Annotated in this window: 25 protein-coding genes; 8 read left to right on the top strand and 17 right to left on the bottom strand. The window is 69.6% G+C overall.

The annotated features are described in order from the left end of the window. Nucleotides 1-420 precede the first annotated feature (420 nt). On the top strand, nt 421-675 hold the full coding sequence (locus MFF40_RS19730) for a hypothetical protein (RefSeq protein ID WP_147857075.1): 255 nt from the start codon (nt 421-423) through the stop codon (nt 673-675). Nucleotides 676-736: 61 nt separating this feature from the next. Here MFF40_RS19730 and MFF40_RS19725 read toward each other — a convergent pair whose 3' ends face one another. The 3 genes from MFF40_RS19725 to MFF40_RS19715 all read right to left on the bottom strand — a co-directional run bounded on the left by MFF40_RS19725 (nt 737) and on the right by MFF40_RS19715 (nt 1,871). Continuing rightward, on the bottom strand, nt 737-1,021 hold the full coding sequence (locus MFF40_RS19725) for a hypothetical protein (protein ID WP_238261902.1): 285 nt from the start codon (nt 1,019-1,021) through the stop codon (nt 737-739). Between the two features lie 57 nt (nt 1,022-1,078). After that, a complete protein-coding gene (locus MFF40_RS19720; protein ID WP_147857076.1) occupies nt 1,079-1,567 on the bottom strand; it encodes a phasin in 489 nt (162 codons plus the stop codon). A 103-nt stretch (nt 1,568-1,670) separates the two neighbouring features. Continuing rightward, entirely contained in the window at nt 1,671-1,871 is a 201-nt protein-coding gene (locus tag MFF40_RS19715; protein ID WP_147857077.1) for a hypothetical protein, read from the bottom strand. Nucleotides 1,872-1,992: 121 nt separating this feature from the next. Here MFF40_RS19715 and MFF40_RS19710 point away from each other — a divergent pair, with 121 nt between their 5' ends. Beyond that, nucleotides 1,993-2,187, top strand: a complete 195-nt coding sequence (locus MFF40_RS19710; RefSeq protein WP_147857078.1) for a hypothetical protein — start codon at nt 1,993-1,995, stop codon at nt 2,185-2,187. 70 nt (nt 2,188-2,257) lie between these two features. On the opposite strand, the gene MFF40_RS19705 is transcribed toward MFF40_RS19710, so the two are convergent. The 3 genes from MFF40_RS19705 to MFF40_RS19695 all read right to left on the bottom strand — a co-directional run bounded on the left by MFF40_RS19705 (nt 2,258) and on the right by MFF40_RS19695 (nt 3,103). Next, the gene (locus MFF40_RS19705; RefSeq protein WP_147897380.1) at nt 2,258-2,563 is read right to left on the bottom strand and encodes a hypothetical protein; all 306 of its coding nucleotides are present in this window, start codon (nt 2,561-2,563) and stop codon (nt 2,258-2,260) included. Between the two features lie 76 nt (nt 2,564-2,639). Continuing rightward, on the bottom strand, nt 2,640-2,924 hold the full coding sequence (locus MFF40_RS19700) for a hypothetical protein (RefSeq protein WP_238261899.1): 285 nt from the start codon (nt 2,922-2,924) through the stop codon (nt 2,640-2,642). After that, a complete protein-coding gene (locus MFF40_RS19695) occupies nt 2,921-3,103 on the bottom strand; it encodes a hypothetical protein (RefSeq protein WP_147897379.1) in 183 nt (60 codons plus the stop codon). Before MFF40_RS19695 ends, MFF40_RS19700 begins: the two co-directional genes overlap by 4 nt. A 168-nt stretch (nt 3,104-3,271) precedes the next feature. On the opposite strand from MFF40_RS19695, the gene MFF40_RS19690 reads away from it, so the two are divergent. Further along, nucleotides 3,272-3,661 (top strand): heme utilization protein, encoded by a 390-nt coding sequence (locus MFF40_RS19690; protein WP_147857064.1) that lies wholly within the window; start codon nt 3,272-3,274, stop codon nt 3,659-3,661. Between the two features lie 21 nt (nt 3,662-3,682). Here MFF40_RS19690 and MFF40_RS19685 read toward each other — a convergent pair whose 3' ends face one another. From MFF40_RS19685 to MFF40_RS19665, 5 genes are all read right to left on the bottom strand, one after another. After that, a complete protein-coding gene (locus MFF40_RS19685) occupies nt 3,683-3,967 on the bottom strand; it encodes a PilZ domain-containing protein (RefSeq protein ID WP_147857065.1) in 285 nt (94 codons plus the stop codon). Nucleotides 3,968-4,079: 112 nt separating this feature from the next. Further along, complete coding sequence (locus tag MFF40_RS19680; RefSeq protein WP_147857066.1) at nt 4,080-4,262, bottom strand: hypothetical protein; 183 nt, start codon at nt 4,260-4,262, stop codon at nt 4,080-4,082. A 246-nt stretch (nt 4,263-4,508) separates the two neighbouring features. Continuing rightward, nucleotides 4,509-4,871, bottom strand: a complete 363-nt coding sequence (locus MFF40_RS19675; protein ID WP_147857067.1) for a hypothetical protein — start codon at nt 4,869-4,871, stop codon at nt 4,509-4,511. A 324-nt stretch (nt 4,872-5,195) separates the two neighbouring features. After that, entirely contained in the window at nt 5,196-5,465 is a 270-nt protein-coding gene (locus tag MFF40_RS19670; RefSeq protein ID WP_187277899.1) for a hypothetical protein, read from the bottom strand. Between the two features lie 273 nt (nt 5,466-5,738). Beyond that, nucleotides 5,739-6,188 (bottom strand): Ros/MucR family transcriptional regulator, encoded by a 450-nt coding sequence (locus tag MFF40_RS19665; protein WP_281407996.1) that lies wholly within the window; start codon nt 6,186-6,188, stop codon nt 5,739-5,741. Between the two features lie 707 nt (nt 6,189-6,895). Here MFF40_RS19665 and MFF40_RS19660 point away from each other — a divergent pair. From MFF40_RS19660 to MFF40_RS19640, 5 genes are all read left to right on the top strand, one after another. Continuing rightward, complete coding sequence (locus MFF40_RS19660; RefSeq protein ID WP_147853859.1) at nt 6,896-7,102, top strand: hypothetical protein; 207 nt, start codon at nt 6,896-6,898, stop codon at nt 7,100-7,102. Nucleotides 7,103-7,136: 34 nt separating this feature from the next. After that, nucleotides 7,137-7,322 (top strand): hypothetical protein, encoded by a 186-nt coding sequence (locus MFF40_RS19655; RefSeq protein WP_147853858.1) that lies wholly within the window; start codon nt 7,137-7,139, stop codon nt 7,320-7,322. Nucleotides 7,323-7,420: 98 nt separating this feature from the next. Further along, entirely contained in the window at nt 7,421-7,675 is a 255-nt protein-coding gene (locus tag MFF40_RS19650; RefSeq protein ID WP_058194295.1) for a hypothetical protein, read from the top strand. 131 nt (nt 7,676-7,806) lie between these two features. After that, complete coding sequence (locus MFF40_RS19645; RefSeq protein WP_147853857.1) at nt 7,807-8,040, top strand: DUF6894 family protein; 234 nt, start codon at nt 7,807-7,809, stop codon at nt 8,038-8,040. Between the two features lie 87 nt (nt 8,041-8,127). Then, nucleotides 8,128-8,559 carry a hypothetical protein gene (locus MFF40_RS19640; RefSeq protein ID WP_238261897.1) on the top strand — a complete coding sequence of 144 codons (432 nt, stop codon included), beginning with the start codon at nt 8,128-8,130 and terminating at the stop codon, nt 8,557-8,559. 16 nt (nt 8,560-8,575) lie between these two features. On the opposite strand, the gene MFF40_RS19635 is transcribed toward MFF40_RS19640, so the two are convergent. The 6 genes from MFF40_RS19635 to MFF40_RS19610 all read right to left on the bottom strand — a co-directional run bounded on the left by MFF40_RS19635 (nt 8,576) and on the right by MFF40_RS19610 (nt 16,038). Beyond that, nucleotides 8,576-9,565, bottom strand: a complete 990-nt coding sequence (locus MFF40_RS19635; protein WP_238261895.1) for a diguanylate cyclase domain-containing protein — start codon at nt 9,563-9,565, stop codon at nt 8,576-8,578. Between the two features lie 359 nt (nt 9,566-9,924). After that, nucleotides 9,925-11,952, bottom strand: a complete 2,028-nt coding sequence (gene thrS, locus MFF40_RS19630; protein ID WP_147853855.1) for a threonine--tRNA ligase — start codon at nt 11,950-11,952, stop codon at nt 9,925-9,927. Nucleotides 11,953-12,485: 533 nt separating this feature from the next. Further along, nucleotides 12,486-12,776 carry a DUF1467 family protein gene (locus tag MFF40_RS19625; protein ID WP_147897386.1) on the bottom strand — a complete coding sequence of 97 codons (291 nt, stop codon included), beginning with the start codon at nt 12,774-12,776 and terminating at the stop codon, nt 12,486-12,488. A 41-nt stretch (nt 12,777-12,817) separates the two neighbouring features. Then, nucleotides 12,818-13,222: a methylmalonyl-CoA epimerase gene (gene mce, locus MFF40_RS19620; RefSeq protein ID WP_147897374.1), complete on the bottom strand. Its 405-nt coding sequence runs from the start codon at nt 13,220-13,222 to the stop codon at nt 12,818-12,820. 322 nt (nt 13,223-13,544) lie between these two features. Continuing rightward, nucleotides 13,545-15,218: a ribonuclease J gene (locus tag MFF40_RS19615; RefSeq protein ID WP_147853852.1), complete on the bottom strand. Its 1,674-nt coding sequence runs from the start codon at nt 15,216-15,218 to the stop codon at nt 13,545-13,547. Nucleotides 15,219-15,234: 16 nt separating this feature from the next. Further along, on the bottom strand, nt 15,235-16,038 hold the full coding sequence (locus MFF40_RS19610) for a biotin--[acetyl-CoA-carboxylase] ligase (RefSeq protein ID WP_147853851.1): 804 nt from the start codon (nt 16,036-16,038) through the stop codon (nt 15,235-15,237). Between the last annotated feature and the right edge of the window lie 18 nt (nt 16,039-16,056).

The following is a 16,056-nucleotide window of genomic DNA, read 5'->3' as shown; positions in this document are numbered from 1 at the left end:
TTTCTACGCCGCCGGGCGGAGCTTCAAGTTTCTTCGTCCCACTCCCGGCCGGCGCGGTGCCGGCGCGCGCCAGCGCACGCGTCCCAGGTTGGGCGATCGAGGCCCGCGAACGGTCGAGGACGACAGGGCTGCCCGAAGGATCTGCAGGCTTCCCCCGCCGGGACCCGCGCGGTGAAATAAAATTTCGCGCGTGATCAATTTATATTTTCGAGTTTATGGATGGCAATTTAGTTCAATTGTCCCGAATGCATGGCGCGTTCTGCGCCGGAACACGGATATCGCTCGGGCGGCGGTGCGAAAACTGCAAAACCATGCCGGCCCTGCGTTATGTTGCAATGCGGAATGAGCATACCGCAACGCACAAATCCGTGGTCTCATGCACTCAACGATTGCATCCCGCGATCGAACCGGAGTCGCACCATGCGCACGATCCTCATCCTCGCGTCGGCGGCGCTCACCTCTGCCGCCCTCTTCACCGTCCCGGCCTTCGCGCAGGACGACCTTCACCTGACGCCGCCGCTGTATCGCGACCAGGCCCGCGCGACCACGCAGGTGCGCTCGGCTCACGATCTGACCACCACGCCCCAGCCCGTGTCGGCCATGCAGACCGGCCGCAGCCCGGTGGCGGCCGTCGTCCGGCCGATGGTCCAGGCCTCGGCCGAAACGGCCCGCTGAGCACGTCTCGGTCGTCGCGCCGCGATCCGCCGGTCCGGGATCCGGTTCGGCGGATCGGCTATCAGACGAGGTGCAGGTCCTGCGCGGCGAGACTCGGTGAGACGCCGCGCTCGATCAGGCGACGGGTCCGGGCGCGCTGCTCCGGTCCTGTATTCAGTGCAGCGCCCGTCGCACGGTAGCTGTCGAGCCACAGGTCGAGCCAGGCATAGTGTATCGCGACCGCGAGAAGGGCCGCGTTCTCCGCCTGGCGGATGCCGAGCCGGACGGCCTCGTCCGTCAGGCGGCCCACCTCCCCGTACATCATCGGCAACTCCACGTCCGGGATGGCCGCCGGCACAGGAAACATCGTCGGCCCGCCCCGGAGGCAACGGCCCCGAAGGGCCGGGTCCCCCGGTGTGTGCGCTTAGTGCGACGCCTGGTCGACGGCGTTCTGCGTCTCGTGGCCCATCTGCTGGGCCGCATCCTGACCCTGCTTCACTGCCTTGCGGGTCTCGTCGACACCCTGCTGCATCGCAGCCTTGGCGCGCTCCGCCCCCTGCTGCATCGCGCCCTGCGTGAGGCCGCCGAGTTCCTTGGCCTGGGACTGCATCGCGGCGAATCGCTCGCGGACGTATTCGGCCTGGAGTTGCATCGCTTCCGGGAAGGACTTGGCGGCCGCGAGCTTCTGCGCGAGGTCGAACGCCGCACGGACGTTCTGCTCGGCATAGTCGAGGCTGCGGGCGTAGATGTCGGACGCATTGGTCCGGGTCAGGTCCGTCGAGCCCTGAAGGGTATCGGTGGCACGGCGCGCCGAACCGATGAACGTTCCGAACGCCTTGCGGGCCTGCTCGACACTGGTTTCGGCCAGATCGCGCATTTGCGGCGGGACCTCGAAGCTGGGAATATTCGCCATGACTGGTCTCCTTCGGCCGCACGTCTGGCCGCGGCCATGGCTGTTGTGCACTGCACAAGCGAGAAGGTCCAGGGATCGGCGAGTGACGGGACCCCGGATTCTGTCAGATCTCCGTCTCGCGCCGGATGATCGCGTCCTCGCCGCCGCCCTTCTGCGACAGCCCGACCTCGGGCGCGTCGTCGCTGATCGGCAGGGGCTTGTTGGAGGCGCCCGGCTCGACTTCCGCGGGGCCGGTCTCCGAGTCCGGGTCGGCCGGCGGCAACGTCCGATCCGGTACGCGCGCGGGCTCTCGCGAATCAGTCATGCATGGCTTCCCTGGTCCGGAGAAACGTCGCCGGGGCCTCACGGGTCCCGGAGCGCCGGTGTCGGTGGGCAGTATCGCGTGCACCGCGCTATATGCGGGCGGGGGATTTGAGGAGAGCGTCGTGTTCACCGTCAAGGGGATCGATCCGTCCGGCCGCGTCATGACCTTCGCGTGCGGGACCGACGAGCAGGCCATGGAGAAGACCTGGGAACTCGTCCGGCGCGGGTTCCGGGAGATCGTGGTCGCCGATCCCAAGGGTAAGGAGATGTCGGCGGCCGCGTTCGAGCGGTCCCTGGATATCGACTGGGGCGAGTGAGCCGGCCCGGCGCGCGAGGGTCGATTCGCGGCGCCGTCGGCGGAAGGCCGGCCCCGCCCCCCGGGACGATCTAGCGGTTGCCGAGGGCCGGGCCGCCCGCGGTGCCGCCGGTGCCGGGCGGGCCGCTCGTCGGCGTGCCGCCGATGTTCACCCCCGGTGTCGTGCCCGGGACGGAGGAGTTGCTGGGATTGGCGGTCGTGCCCGTGGTGATCGGGGCGCCCGGTCCGCTGCCCACGGTGCCGGCTCCGACGCCGCCCGTGGTGGGCGGGGCGGTGACTCCGGTATTGCCGGCGCCCCCGGTGGTCACCTGCGCGGCGGCCGGTCCGGCCAGCAGGAGGGTCAGGGCGCCCGAGAGCGTCAACGTCGTACGGGTCATGGGTTCGTCCGTTCCTTGCGGTCGGACGCCAACGGGTGCGGGCCGCCGAAGTTCGACCCGATCCGGCGCGACCCGCTCAGTGCAGCTCGTAGCAGTTGGTGATCACGCGCGGATTGCGGGTCACGTCGTACAGGATCGAGCACTGAACTAGGTACTGCGTGTCCTTCTTCCGAAACAGGATCAGGGACGACCGGTTGTCGAAGGTGCCGGTGTAGCCGGCGATCTCCCAGCCGTCGGCGCTGAGCCGTTCGACGGTGAGCGGCTCGGCCGCGTCGGCCCCCATCACCGACGCCAGCGAAGCGATCAGACCCAGGCACACGCGCAGCGACCGCGGTCCCCGCGCGAGGCCGGCGGTCTTCACAGGCCCGTCACGTCGTCGATGTCCGGCGCCGGCTCCCGTGCCGGCGGCGCAGGATCGTCCTCCGGGGCCGGCGGCAGCCGCGGCGGCGGCATGTCGCCGGTATTCGGCGGCATCGGCAGGCCCTGCGGCAGCGCGGGCTCGGGCGCCTCGTCGGCGCTGGGCGATCTCGGATCAGGCATGGCGGGTCCCCCGGAGGCGATGCCGCGCCCCGCGTGCGGCGGGCCCGGCACGGACAGAACGGTCGTCACGCGCGAAGGTGCCCGCCGAAGGGCCAAGGCAACCGTTTCGGCCTCTCACGGTTCTGTCTCCGCGTGGTCGGTCCCGGCGGCGCGAGCGAGAGTGACCCCGTGCCCCGTTGCCTTGTCCCGATCCTGACCGCGACCCTGATCGTCGGCGTCCTGACGCCCGCCCTCGCGGGCACGAAGAAGATCAAGATACCGAACCGCTACGACGGCGCCTGGACCATCGTGGCGACGACCTCCGAAGGGCCCTGCGCGGCCTCGACGAGCTATCAGGTCAAGATCAAGGACAGCGACGCCTCGATCCCGGGGGACGACGTCGACATCGACGGCGGCGTCTCGTCGAGCGGTCGCGTCTCGGCCACGATCATCAGCGGCTCGAACACGGTGCCGATCGACGGCAGCCTCGACACGCAGGGCGCCGGCAGCGGCACGTGGCGGTCGACCGGCGGGATCGTCACCTGCAGCGGCCGTTGGAACGCGCGGCGCTCCGGCTGACGCGCGCCGGCCGGAGGACGCTCAGGCCGGCGTCCGACGGAGGCTCGGCCGCTCGGGCTCCGGCTCGTTGGTCGTCGCGCCGATCTCCTCCGCCTTGCGCCACACGGAGCGGCAGACGAGGATCTCGTTGCTCGCGTCGATGTTGAGCACGAAGCGCTCCGGAACGATCTCGGCGTCCGGAAGGGCGACGCGGACGCCGCTCAGCGAGCGATCGTAGACGATGCACGGCAGGCTGCGATGCTCGTCGATGGAGATGCTGCCGGTCTCGTTCAGCATCGTGCGCGGGGCGCGCCGTCGATCAAGCATTGCCGTCTCGTGAACTGCGAAGCGCGCACGATCGGCGCGCCGGGTTCAGAACCGGTTCCGGAAATGCATCGGATTGTCCGCGTCCGCCCTCAAAGGACGGCGCGTGGCCTCACTATCCGGTGACCACCCCGACCAGCGTCGCCAGGAACCCGAGCGCGACGGCGCCGATCCCGCTCATGAACATCACGTCCCAGCCCGCGAAGTCCTTCGACCGGGGGGCGCGGGTGAAGGCGAAGGCGGTGACCGCGACGCCGCACACGATGAGGGCGACGGCGATGGTGATCGGTGTGGACATGGCGTGTTCCTCCGACGCCGGCTTGCTGGCCCTTTGGGCTCTTGTCAGGACGTCCGCAGCCGGCGTGATCTGCTTTCGGGACGTCCACCGTCGAAACATGACAGACGTTCCAAGTGGGAACAAGGCCGGAATCTGTTCTGCACTGCAGAACGACGGAGGATCGCGCTGCCTCATCTGACACCCGCGGCGGATAGGCCAGGGGAAAACGTGGAAGCTCCTTTCCGTGACGGAGGCGGGCCGGGCAGCTCAGTCGACGAAGACCCGGACGCCGTCCGTGTTGAGGATGTCCCGCTGGTCGGCGCACCATTGGTCCGCTCCGACCTCCGCGATGGTCTTGGCGACGCGTTGGCCTTCCTCCGCGATGGCGGTCTGAGCCTTTCGACGGCCGAGGGCCGCGTCGAGGGCCCTCCGGACCGTCCGGGACAGGCCCTCGGACACCGTGTCGTCCACGGTGTAGATCTTGCGGCAATACAGGACGATGCCGGCCTGGGCGCCGATGATCCGCACCAGGCCCTCGATGGTCTCGGTGCGCTTGTCGTCCTCGGCCATCGCGGGTGCGGACGGCAGGGTCCACGCGGCCAGCACGGCGGCGAGCAGAACGCGTCTCATCGGCGGGTGGATCCTCTGTGGGCTGGGGAACGACGTAGCGCATGCTGCGCCGACCCCGCGACACAGAGATAGGGCTGCCGCTCCCGGATGCCCCCCGGGCCCGAGACTCGGCGAAGCGGCATCGGATCGCGGGCACGCAGGCCCGGTTCTTCCTATGCCGTGCTCGATGGCGCGCGCGAGCGGACCTGTACGTCCCCGGCGGGCCGGCCCCCGGGAAGACCGGATAGACCCCACGCCTCGATGCGCCGACCGCGTGCGAACCGAAGACTTTCCGGCCAGCGACTGTCTGGCCAACTGCCTGCGGGCCAAAAAATAGCGGGCCGATTATTTCCGGGCCGACATCATGTCGTGGGTCAGCACGGTCAGCTTGCCGATCAGGCTGGAGATGTCGGCGCCCTTGCACGACCATTGCGTGCCGATCGCCTCGCCATCGGTCGAGACCGAGACGACCGCCACCGAGCGCAGCCGCCCCTCGCGGGCGAGGGCGAGCTGCTCCTGCAGCACGGCGATCACCGAAGCGGTGTCCTCGTCGGCCACGGTCGGCGCGATATGCGCCGGGAAGGCCACCACGGAGTTCGTCTGCTCACGCTTCATCATGCTTCGACCCCGCACCCGTTCTTCTCAGGAACCGGGGTGGGCATCAGCTTTGTGCAGAGTGTGGCAGCTTGTCCGTGTCGGGCCACGTCGCAGACATGTGTGGCTGCGGGGCAACGATCACGGGCCGGACCGTTCGACGTGGCAGTCCGGGATCGTCGAAGGTGGCACGCGGTCGACGGATGAGGGATCCGGAGGGCGTGCGCACCGGTCGTACGTGGCCGGGACGACCTCGGCGGCATCCGCCGCCGGAGGCGTCGAGGTCGCTGTCGATCAGGCCGCCTTGCGACCCTTGCGCTCGCGGTCGGCCATGGCACCGGGCTGGCCCAGGCCGATCGCCTTGGCGAGGGCGGAGCGCTGCTCGGCGTAGCTCGGGGCGACCATCGGGTAGTCCGTGGGCAGGCCGTAGCGCTCGCGGTAGCTCTGCGGGCTGAGGCCGTTGGCGGTCAGGTGGCGCTTCAGCGTCTTGTAGGTCTTGCCGTCGATGAAGCTGACGATCCCGTCATGCTGGACCGACTTGCGGATCTGGGCCGCGCTCGGCTTGTCGACGGCCACGGGCGCCTCGGCGCCGGCTGCGGCCGCGCTCGTCCCGGAGGCGAGACCTGCGATCGCGCCGTGCACCCGGGCGATCAGGGCCGGCAGCTCGCTCGCCGGAACTGGGTTGTTCGACACGTAGGCGGCGACGACGTCGCCCGCCAAGCCGATAAGGTCAGGCGTGTGCACAATCGCTTCTTCTGTCACTTCATGGTTCCCGATGTACCCCTCACACGCGATTTGCTACTTCTTCCACCCGAATGCAAGTTACAAAATTGTTCTGCTGGGTGCGTAACGGACATGATCGCTGTGCATGCTCGCGCCCCCGGGTAGGGAATTCTGGCACAACCGTCAGGTGAACTATCCTGACGGTCTGCAGATTTCGAAAATCATTGCACCAGTGTTTCCGGCCCGCGCCCAATCGTTTGCCGCGTCTGAGATTATACGGATTCCGGGTCCGTCCCGTGATTCGCGCCGTTTGGGCGAAGACCCGATGATGCGTCCGCCGACCCGAGCGTAGCATCGCATGCTTTGTCGACGCAGGCGTGGACTTTCTTGCTTGAACACAGTGATCGTTGGACCAGGGGAAGTTGTCAGGCCTCCGCAGCATCTCGGCGATGGCCTGCCGGCGAGGGGCGCGACACGGCGTGTGTGTGAGGAGGATTGTGCTTCCGACGCTGCGACCAAGCCTGGACCTGTACGATGGCGCGCGGGGGGATCGGGCGTCATGGTCGGGGCAAAGCCGCGATCACCCGGAAATATCAGCGCACCCCCTCCCCGACTCCGCACCTTTCATGATCGGGACGCCACGATATTCTCAACTTCAAGGCGATTAGTCTTCGAAAGGCGGTGGTCGCCGCGGTGACGCGCGGGCGCGGCCGTGGCATGGGCCAGCCATGCTCCTGCTCGCTCTCCTCCTCGCCCTTCTGGTCGTCCTGGCCGTCATGATCATCACCCGGCGCTGGACCGGCCGGCTGGCCTCGCTGGCGACCCTGATCGCGGGGGCGATCATGGCGCTGTGGCTGGCCCAGGTCGGGCTGCTGCCGGGCTCCACCGGCCCGCTCACGCCGGACCGGCCCCGCATTCCGGGGCTCGACCGGTAACGGGCCGGTAACCGTCCCGGCGCGAGCATGGGCCATGCCCACGCTGTCCGCCCCGCGCCTGCTCACCTTCCTGGTCTCGGCCGTGCTGATCGGCCTTGCCGTCGCCAGCCTCTACACCCGCATCCCGATGGTCGGGCGGACGGTGGTGGCGCACCGGCAATGGTTCTTCATCGGGGCCTACCTGCTGCTGGCGCTCGGCGTCACGACCCGCAGCCTCTGACCGGGGATCGCCGGACGCGTCGTCGCCCGGGCACGCCCGCGGCCATCTTTCGGGTGGACGCCCTATCGCAACCGCGCCGCGTGCTTCAAAGGTGGTGGATGGCGATGAAGACGACATTCGTGGTGCAGCCGTTCGAGCTGCATCGGAAGCGGCTGAGGCCGGCCCGGCAGGAGCCCGCCCAGAGCGAGTTCGGCGCGCTCAAGAAGGCCGAGGCGCTGGCCGCCCGGATGCCCGGTGCGGCGGCGCTGAAGGTGGTCGCCGACGACGAGACCGGCGAACTCGAGGGCGTAACGATCCTCGGCCAGTTCGGCGAGGTGCCGGAAGACTTCGCCGAGAGCCTCCAGGGCGGTTGAGGCGCGTCGCCGAGGCCTGAACCACGGCAGGTATACGACGGACGCGAAATGCATCTTTCGCCCCCTGGACACTACGTAGAAACAACGTAGCACGATGATGGCGCGCGATCGCGTCTTCAGAGCCTATATCCGTGCCCCGATACTTCATCGATCTCCACGATGGTGCGAACCTGGTTCGCGACCAGACGGGCTTCGACCTGCCCGATCTCGCCGCCGCGCAGGCCCAGGCGGTGCGCATGATGACCCGGATCGCGCAGGGGCTCTCGGACCCGCAGGTGCGGCAGGATTACGTGATCGCCGTCCGGGACGAGCAGGGCGCCGTCCGCCTGCGGCTGCGCCTGTCCTACGATGTCGAGCCGGACTGAACGCCCGGGCCGCCGGCCGACCGTGCTGCGACGAAAGCGGGCCTGCCGCGTTGGTCTCGCGCCGGTTCGGATGGGCGGGGAGAACGCATGAGACGCTCGAGGATCGCGATCCGGCCGGGTCTGGCGGCGCTTGCGCTGCTGATAGGCACGACGGCGCTGCCGGCCATGGCTCAGACGCCGCCGCCGCCGCAGGCAGGCTCGACCCCGGCGACGCCGGACAACGCCATCCTGCTCACGGTCTTTTTGCGGCACGACCAGTCGCGTCCGCTTTCCGAACTGAACGCGCAGCTGGCCCAGCAGGGCTTCTACAAGGCCTTCCCGCCGCCCGGCATCGAGGTCGTGTCCTGGAACGTCGTCATGGGCATCGGGCAGATCATCGTCCTGCGGCTGCCCGCGACCCGGCTGCGCGAAATCAACCGCGTCCTGGAGGATACCGCCTGGGGCGCGTACCGCACCGAATTCTATCCGACCTACGATTACAAGGCCGTCGGCCTCGCGGAGCACGACAAGGCCCGGTGAGCCGGGCCGCCGGGCGTCACGAGGCCGGTGCGGAGCCGAGGCGCAGCGAAGCGTCCCACAGGCAGGGATGGCCGAGCCGCTTGGCCTGGTACATCGCCGCGTCGGCCTGCGTGACGAGGATTTGCCCCTGGGCGGCGTGGACCGGTGCGCAGGCGATGCCGATGGCGGCCCCGATCAGGACCGGCCGGTCGGCCCCGACATCGTAGGGTTCGGTGAGCCGCCGGTGGATGCGGTGGGCCGAGTCGAGCACGGTCGCGAGCGGGGCGTCGTCCAGCAGCAGGGCGAACTCGTCGCCGCCGAGGCGGGACGCGGTATCCCGGTCGCCGAGACCTTCCCGGAGCCGTTCGGCCACCTGCCGCAGCAGCGCGTCGCCCGCGGCGTGGCCGTAGACGTCGTTGACCGGCTTGAAGCCGTCGAGGTCGATGCACAGCAGGGCGCAGCCGCCCGGCCCGGCCGCCGCCCGGTCGAGGCGGGTCTCGAACAGGGAGCGGTTGGGCAGGCCGGTGAGCGGGTCGTGATCGGCCCTGTGGCGCAGCAGCGCCTCCGTCCGCCGGCGCTCGGTCACGTCCTCGTAGAGGGCGACCCAGCCGCCATCCGGCTGCGGCTGGAGCGTGAGGGCGAGCTGGCGCCCGTCCGAGAGCGTCTGCAGCACGGTTTCGGGATCGCGCCGGGCCAGGATCCGGCGCCGCTCCGCCCAGATCCGCGCCGGGTCCCGCTCGGCCTTGAGGCCCCGGGCCGTGTTGAGCGCGATGAGGGTCCGGGCATGCATGCCGGGCCGCGCCTGCCCTTCCGTCTGTCCGAAGATCCGCCGGTAGCCGGCATTGGCGAAGACCAGGCAGTCGCCGGCATCGAACAGGCAGAAGCCGTGCGGCAGGCTGTCCAGGGCCCGGACGATCCGGGCCCCGAGCCGCCGGTCGCGACGGAACCCGTAGCCCCCGGAGGCGGCGATCGGCGCCCGCTCATGCCGTTCCAGCCGCGCCGAAACCCTGCCCGCCCGCGCCTTCATGGCGACCCCCTTCAAGCACCCGGCGGGATCCGGGCTCCCGCTCGATGGCCGGAGGCTCCGCCGAAGACTGCTACCGGGGCGACTTAGAATGGGATTCCTTTCGCCTACCTTGACGAAACGGAATCCGCATCGAAACTCCGCGACAGGGGCGTCGATCCCTCCGGAAGCCGCACGCGTTGACGCCTGCGGCCGATCAGCATCGATCACTTAGAGTTGCCCGGCTCGGTCGAGCAAGCCTGCGCAGGCCTCGATCGATCCCCGCGGGTGCCCGCTGCGGGGATCGGTGGGGACTTCCGTCTGCACCGCTTCAACTTGGCAGGCCGAAACTTGGCGGGCCGACGATCATCCGCCCCCAAACGTCAGGGCGTCGCGTGGACGCCGTGATGCCCGTCGAGGACGGTGTCGCTGGTCGGGACCGTGTCGGCCACGGCTTGCGCCCGGCGCTGGTCCGGGGCGGTCGCCTCCGCCACGAAGGCCGCCACCGCCTCCGTCAGGGGCAGCGAGCGGGTCTGCTGGCTGCCGAGCCGGCGGATCGAGACCGTGCGCTCCTCGGCCTCGCGCTTTCCGAGCGCGAGCAGCACCGGCACCTTGGCGAGCGAGTGCTCCCGGACCTTGTAGTTGATCTTCTCGTTGCGCAGATCCGCCTCGACCCGCAGGCCGGCACGGTCCAGGGCGCGCACCACCTCATGCGCGTAGGCGTCGGCCTCGCCCGTGATCGTCGCCACCACCACCTGGACCGGGGACAGCCAGAGCGGGAAGTGCCCGGCGAAGTGCTCGATCAGGATGCCGGTGAAGCGCTCCATCGAGCCGCAGATCGCCCGGTGCACCATCACGGGCGGCTTCCGGGCGCCGTCGGCGTCGATGTAGAAGGCGCCGAACCGCTCGGGCAGGTTGAAGTCCACCTGGGTGGTGCCGCATTGCCAGTCGCGCCCGATGGCGTCGCGGAGCACGTACTCGAATTTCGGCCCGTAGAACGCGCCCTCCCCCGGGTTGACCTCCGTGCGGATCCGGCCGGCCGACTGCGCCTCGATCTGCGTCAGAACCCGGGTCATCACGTCCTCGGCGTGGTCCCAGAGCGCGTCGGAGCCGACGCGCTTCTCGGGCCGGGTCGAGAGCTTCACGACGATCTGGTCGAAGCCGAAATCCGCGTAGGTCGAGAGGATCAGGTCGTTGATCTTCAGGCACTCGTCGGCGAGCTGGTCCTCGGTGCAGAACACGTGGGCGTCGTCCTGCGTGAAGCCGCGCACGCGCATCAGCCCGTGCATGGCGCCCGACGGCTCGTAGCGGTGGACCACGCCGAACTCGGCGAGCCGCAGGGGCAGGTCCCGGTAGGATTTCAACCCGTGCTTGAAGATCTGCACGTGGCCCGGACAGTTCATCGGCTTGAGGGCGAACCAGCGCTTGTCCTCGGCCTCGTCGCCCGCCGACTGCGCGGCGAACATGTTCTCCCGGTACCAGCCCCAGTGACCGGAGGTCTCCCACAGCGCCTTGTCGAGGATCTGCGGGGCGTTGACCTCGGCGTAGTCGCCCCGCAGCCGGCGGCGCATGTAGGCGATCAGCTCCTGGAAGATCGTCCAGCCCTTGGCGTGCCAGAACACGACGCCCGGCCCCTCCTCCTGGAAGTGGAACAGGTCCATCTCCCGGCCGAGGCGGCGGTGGTCGCGGCGCTCGGCCTCCTCGAGGCGGTGCAGGTAGTCGTCGAGGTCGGCTTGGGCGGCCCAGGCGGTCCCGTAGATGCGCGTCAGCATCGGGTTGTTCGAATCGCCCCGCCAGTAGGCGCCCGCGACCTTCATCAGCTTGAAGGCGGTGCCGACCTTGGCGGTCGAGGTCATGTGCGGGCCGCGGCACAGGTCGAACCAATCGCCCTGCCGGTAGATCTTCAGGTCCTCGCCCGGCGGGATCGCGTCGACCAGCTCGACCTTGAATTTCTCCTGCTTGCCCTCGAACAGCGCGCGCACGTCCTCGCGTTTCCAGACTTCCTTGGTGAAGGGCGCATCGCGCGAAATGATCTCGCGCATCTTCGCCTCGATCTTCGGGAAGTCCTCCGGCGTGAACGGGGTCTCGCGGTAGAAGTCGTAGTAGAACCCGTTCTCGATCACCGGGCCGATCGTCACCTGCGTCTCCGGCCAGAGGCTCTGGACGGCCTCGGCCAGCACGTGCGCGCAATCGTGGCGGATCAGCTCAAGGCTGCGCGGGTCGGTCCGGTCCAGGAACTCGATGCGGGCATCCCGGGCGATCGGATCGTCGAGGTCGGCGACCGTGCCGTCGAGCGCCATGGCGACGGTCCGCTTGGCCAGCGACTTGGCAATGCCCTCGACCACGCTGCGGCCGGTGGTGCCGGCGGCGACCTCCCGCGTGTTGCCGTCGGGGAAGGTGAGAATCGGCATGGTTCAGGCTCTCCGGGCTCAGTCCTGCATACGCGGCAGGTAAGCGTCGTCATGTCGGCGTGTTCGGGGAGCGGCCGTGTAGACGTTTTTTTATTCCTTGGCGAGGGATCGGCCCAGGGCGTGTGCTGCCCGATCACCGTTGTTTTACGCCGGTGGCCGGATCCGCCGGCCGCCGGTGCTTGCGGGCCTTTGTCCGTCGCTACGTTCGTCGTGCCGCGTCCGCACGCGTGTCCTGGTCCTCATGCGCCCGCGGAGCCGGGGGCATGGCCCAGGACGCTCCAGCCACACGGGACGCGGGGACCCAGGCGCCGGCCGAGATCTGCGCGGGTCCGTTCTCCCGCACGAGCGCGCGCTGCCTCCGACCTGCCTAGGCCGGAGCCGCGAGGGTGCACTTCGCGGAAGGCGATGCGTGACGTCGCCGCCTCTCGGCGGACAGGGAGGTCCGGAGGTTCGGGGCCGCTGCCCGTACGCTCGAAATGTTCGCCGGAACGCGCTCTGCCGCCGAACCGGTCGCCGCGTCCGCGGCGCGCCCCCTACAGCCCCGTCAGCGGGAATATGGCCAGGGCGGCGAGGAAGGCGACGCCGGCCACCAGCGTCGTCCAGATCGCCTTCTCGCGCAGCCGGGGACGGGCCGGGGCGCCGAGATCCTGGCCCGGCACCACGTGCCCGGGCCGGGTCTCCGGCTGGTTGCGCAGGGGCAGGACCGCGAAGAGCAGTGTCCACCACACCACGAAGTAGAGCGCGATCGCCCCGCCGATCGTGAGCCGGAACTGGCTCACGGCCACGGTCACGAAGGCGGCCACCAGCACCGCGACGGCGGCCATGGTCGCCGGGGTGGAGCGGGTCAGCGCGGTCAGGATCCGGTTCACACCTGCTCCAGCTCGACGAGGGTGCCGAGGAAGTCCTTGGGGTGCAGGAACAGGACCGGCTTGCCATGGGCGCCGATCCGCGGCTCGCCGGTGCCGAGCACCCGGGCGCCCTGAGCCTTCAGCCGGTCGCGGGCGGCCAGGATGTCGTCGACCTCGTAGCAGACATGGTGGACGCCGCCGCCCGGGTTGCGGGCCACGAAGGCCTCGATCGGGGATCCCTCGCCCAGGGGCGCCATCAGCTCGATCTTGCTGTTGGGAAGCTCGACGAACACCACCGTGACCCCGTGCTCGGGCTGCGGCAGGGGCGGCGTGATCGTCGCGCCCAGGGTGTCGCGGTACACGGCGCAGGCCGCCTCGAGATCCTGCACGGCGATGGCCACGTGATTGAGCCGACCGATCATTGTTTGGTTCCTCCCGTTGACGCTCCGATCGGTAGGTCCCGCGTCTCCCTCATGCCGACCTCATCCTGAGGTGCTGCGCAGCAACCTCGAAGGAGACCTCCAGGGATCGCGCGGCCGGCTGGAGGGCTCCTTCGAGGCCCAGCGATCTCCGATCGCCGGGCACCTCAGGATGAGGGGATTGGGTGGGACCTGCCGTGGTCCGTCGTCTCGTTCTTTTATCCTAGCGCGTCGTCCTGGATATCAGAACCCGGACGATGCGCTCGGTCTTTGGTTGCGCGTCATCGTTTTCCGAAAGCCGGAACCGGCCTTTCGGGATGACCGCTCAGACTTCCACCACCTGCACGTGGCAGGCCGGCTTCTTGCCCCAGACCTCGTTGACGGCGGTGCGCACGGCCCGGTCGACCGCCTTCTCGACGCCCTCCGAGTCCTTGAGCTTGCCGCGCGACATCCCCGAGAGGGTTCGCGAGACCGCATCGACCACCGTCTCGATCAAGGGCTCGCCGGCGCGGCCGCGATTGGGCAGGCCGATGATGTCCACCGCCGGGTCACCCAGCACGACGCCGTCCTCGTCGATGGCGATGGCCACCGAGACCAGGCCGGCCTGCATGAGCTTGCGCCGCTCGGGGATCGCCCGGTCCTTCTCGTCGATCAGGACGTTGCCGTCCTTGAACAGGCGGCCGGCCTTCACGTGGTCGATCACCTCGGGCTTGCCGGGGCTCAGGCGGACGAGGCTGCCGTTGCGGGCCTTGACGACGTTCTGGACACCCTGGGCCCGGGCGAAGCGGGCGTGCTCGTCGAGGTGCAGCGCCTCGCCGTGGACCGGAATGGACGTGCCCGGCCGGGTCCACTTGTACATCTCGACCATCTCGTCCCGCCTCGGGTGGCCGGAGACGTGGACCAGCTCGGTCCGGTCGGTGATCACCTCGACGCCCTGCTCGATCAGGTCGTTGATGATCGAGCCGACGTCGCGCTCGTTGCCGGGGATCGCCCGCGACGAGAAGATCACCCGGTCGCCGGCAGCCAGGCTGATATCCGGATGGTCCTTGCGGGAGACCCGGGCGAGCGCCGCCCGCGGCTCGCCCTGCGAGCCGGTGAGCAGGGCCACGACCCGCTCGCGGGGCAGGTTCTTCCAGGAATCCGAGCGGCGGAACTCGGGCAGGCCGTCGAGGTAGCCGCATTCGCGGGCCACATCGATCACCCGGTCCATGGCCCGGCCGACCGCCACGATCTCGCGGCCGCAGGCCACGGCCGCCTCGGCCACGGCCCGGATGCGGGCCACGTTCGACGCGAAGGTCGTGACCGCGACCCGGTGGGGCGAATCCGCGATCAGCGTCTTAAGGGTGGCGGCGACCTCCCGCTCGCTCGGCGAGAAGCCCTCGCGCACCACGTTGGTGGAGTCGCAGACGAGCGCCAGGATGCCCTCGTCGCCGAGCGCCGTGAACGCCTCGGGCGAGGTGATCTCGCCGGCCACGGGGGTCGGGTCGATCTTCCAGTCGCCGGTATGGACCACGAGGCCCGCGGCGGTGCGGATCGCGATGGCGTTCGACTCGGGGATCGAGTGCGAGACCGGCACGTATTCGAGTTCGAACGGGCCGACCGTCACCCGGCGGCCGGGCTTCACCTCGCGCAGCTCCACCTTCGGGGCGCCGGGCTCCGAGAGGCGGCGGGTCTCCAGCAGGTTCTTGGCGAAGCGGGTCGCGTAGACCGGCACCTTGAGGCGCGGCCACAGCTCCGAGATCGCCCCGATATGGTCCTCGTGCGCGTGGGTGATGAAGATCCCCAGCAGGTCCTTCCGCCGCTCCTCGATGAAGGAGAGGTCGGGGAACATCAGGTCGATCCCCGGCATCTGCTCTTCGCCGGCGAAGCCCATGCCGCAATCGACCATGATCCACTTCCGGCCCTTCTCCGGACCGAACCCGTAGAGGGCCGCATTCATCCCGATCTCGCCCACGCCGCCGAGCGGCAGGAAGACCAGCTCCTCCTGTCCCATCACCATCTGTCGTCGTCCAACGTCATGCCGCCGTCGCGGCCGTTCCAAAATGCACCTCGCCCGCCGTCACGGTATGCCGTTTTCCGTCGGGGGCGAGGATCACGAGCCGCCCCCCCTCGTCGATGGTCTCGAACACGCCCCGCAGGATGTGTCCGCCGCTGCGCACCGCGATCTCCGACCCAAGACCCGCGGCCCGCGCGAGCCAATCCTCGCGCAGGGGAGCGAAATTCCGGCCTCGGTCCCAGGCGCGTGCTCGCACGGCCATCCGGTCCGAGAGATGTTCCAGTAGCGCTTCGGAGCCGCCCGCGTAACCCGTCGCGGCCAAGCTCGTTGCGCCGAGTCCCTCCGGGGCCGCCGCGACGTTGACGCCGAAGCCGATCACCGCGGCCCTGCGCCCCCCCGGCAGCGTCTCCGCTTCCAGCAGCAGACCCGCCAGCTTGCCGCCGCCGAGCAGCACGTCGTTCGGCCACTTCAACGCCAGAGATCGTGCGCAAGCCGCGCCCCGGGTATCCGGCAGGGTGCCGCAGGTCGCCGCCAGCGCCTCGATCAGGGCGAGGCCGGCGACGAAGCCGAGTTCGGCCAGGTGCTCGGCCGCCACCCCGGCCACCGGCCAGAGCACGCTCGCCGCGAGGTTGCCGGGCAGCGACGCCCAGGCGTTTCCGCGTCGCCCCCGGCCCGCGTCCTGCCGGTGGGTCACCACCCAGAGCGGACCGGTCTCGCCCGACCGTGCCTGGACCATGGCCTCCGTGTTGGTCGAATCCAACCTGTCGTGAACGTGCAGGCGGTGGCCCTGGGCGCGCGCCTCGGGCCCGAGACGGTAGCTCAAGGCGTTCTTTTCTGATCG

It is taken from the genome of Methylobacterium mesophilicum (genome assembly GCF_022179445.1).
Lineage (GTDB): Bacteria > Pseudomonadota > Alphaproteobacteria > Rhizobiales > Beijerinckiaceae > Methylobacterium > Methylobacterium mesophilicum.
The sequence above is the reverse complement of the archived record's forward strand: the minus strand, read 5'-3'. Positions and strand labels throughout refer to the sequence as shown.

Excerpts from the sequence above, each read along its gene's own strand:
- MFF40_RS19695 (WP_147897379.1), bottom strand. The coding sequence starts at position 3,103 with ATGCCTGATCCGAGATCGCCCAGCGCCGACGAGGCGCCCGAGCCCGCG.
- MFF40_RS19640 (WP_238261897.1), top strand. The coding sequence starts at position 8,128 with ATGAGACGCTCGAGGATCGCGATCCGGCCGGGTCTGGCGGCGCTTGCG.
- MFF40_RS19725 (WP_238261902.1), bottom strand. The coding sequence starts at position 1,021 with ATGTTTCCTGTGCCGGCGGCCATCCCGGACGTGGAGTTGCCGATGATG.
- MFF40_RS19680 (WP_147857066.1), bottom strand. The coding sequence starts at position 4,262 with ATGTCCACACCGATCACCATCGCCGTCGCCCTCATCGTGTGCGGCGTC.
- MFF40_RS19625 (WP_147897386.1), bottom strand. The coding sequence starts at position 12,776 with ATGGCCGCCGTCGCGGTGCTGGTGGCCGCCTTCGTGACCGTGGCCGTG.
- MFF40_RS19705 (WP_147897380.1), bottom strand. The coding sequence starts at position 2,563 with ATGACCCGTACGACGTTGACGCTCTCGGGCGCCCTGACCCTCCTGCTG.
- MFF40_RS19655 (WP_147853858.1), top strand. The coding sequence starts at position 7,137 with ATGCCCACGCTGTCCGCCCCGCGCCTGCTCACCTTCCTGGTCTCGGCC.
- MFF40_RS19685 (WP_147857065.1), bottom strand. The coding sequence starts at position 3,967 with ATGCTTGATCGACGGCGCGCCCCGCGCACGATGCTGAACGAGACCGGC.
- MFF40_RS19675 (WP_147857067.1), bottom strand. The coding sequence starts at position 4,871 with ATGAGACGCGTTCTGCTCGCCGCCGTGCTGGCCGCGTGGACCCTGCCG.
- MFF40_RS19615 (WP_147853852.1), bottom strand. The coding sequence starts at position 15,218 with ATGGTGATGGGACAGGAGGAGCTGGTCTTCCTGCCGCTCGGCGGCGTG.
- MFF40_RS19720 (WP_147857076.1), bottom strand. The coding sequence starts at position 1,567 with ATGGCGAATATTCCCAGCTTCGAGGTCCCGCCGCAAATGCGCGATCTG.
- mce (WP_147897374.1), bottom strand. The coding sequence starts at position 13,222 with ATGATCGGTCGGCTCAATCACGTGGCCATCGCCGTGCAGGATCTCGAG.
- MFF40_RS19670 (WP_187277899.1), bottom strand. The coding sequence starts at position 5,465 with ATGAAGCGTGAGCAGACGAACTCCGTGGTGGCCTTCCCGGCGCATATC.
- MFF40_RS19635 (WP_238261895.1), bottom strand. The coding sequence starts at position 9,565 with ATGAAGGCGCGGGCGGGCAGGGTTTCGGCGCGGCTGGAACGGCATGAG.
- thrS (WP_147853855.1), bottom strand. The coding sequence starts at position 11,952 with ATGCCGATTCTCACCTTCCCCGACGGCAACACGCGGGAGGTCGCCGCC.
- MFF40_RS19730 (WP_147857075.1), top strand. The coding sequence starts at position 421 with ATGCGCACGATCCTCATCCTCGCGTCGGCGGCGCTCACCTCTGCCGCC.
- MFF40_RS19660 (WP_147853859.1), top strand. The coding sequence starts at position 6,896 with ATGCTCCTGCTCGCTCTCCTCCTCGCCCTTCTGGTCGTCCTGGCCGTC.
- MFF40_RS19715 (WP_147857077.1), bottom strand. The coding sequence starts at position 1,871 with ATGACTGATTCGCGAGAGCCCGCGCGCGTACCGGATCGGACGTTGCCG.
- MFF40_RS19650 (WP_058194295.1), top strand. The coding sequence starts at position 7,421 with ATGGCGATGAAGACGACATTCGTGGTGCAGCCGTTCGAGCTGCATCGG.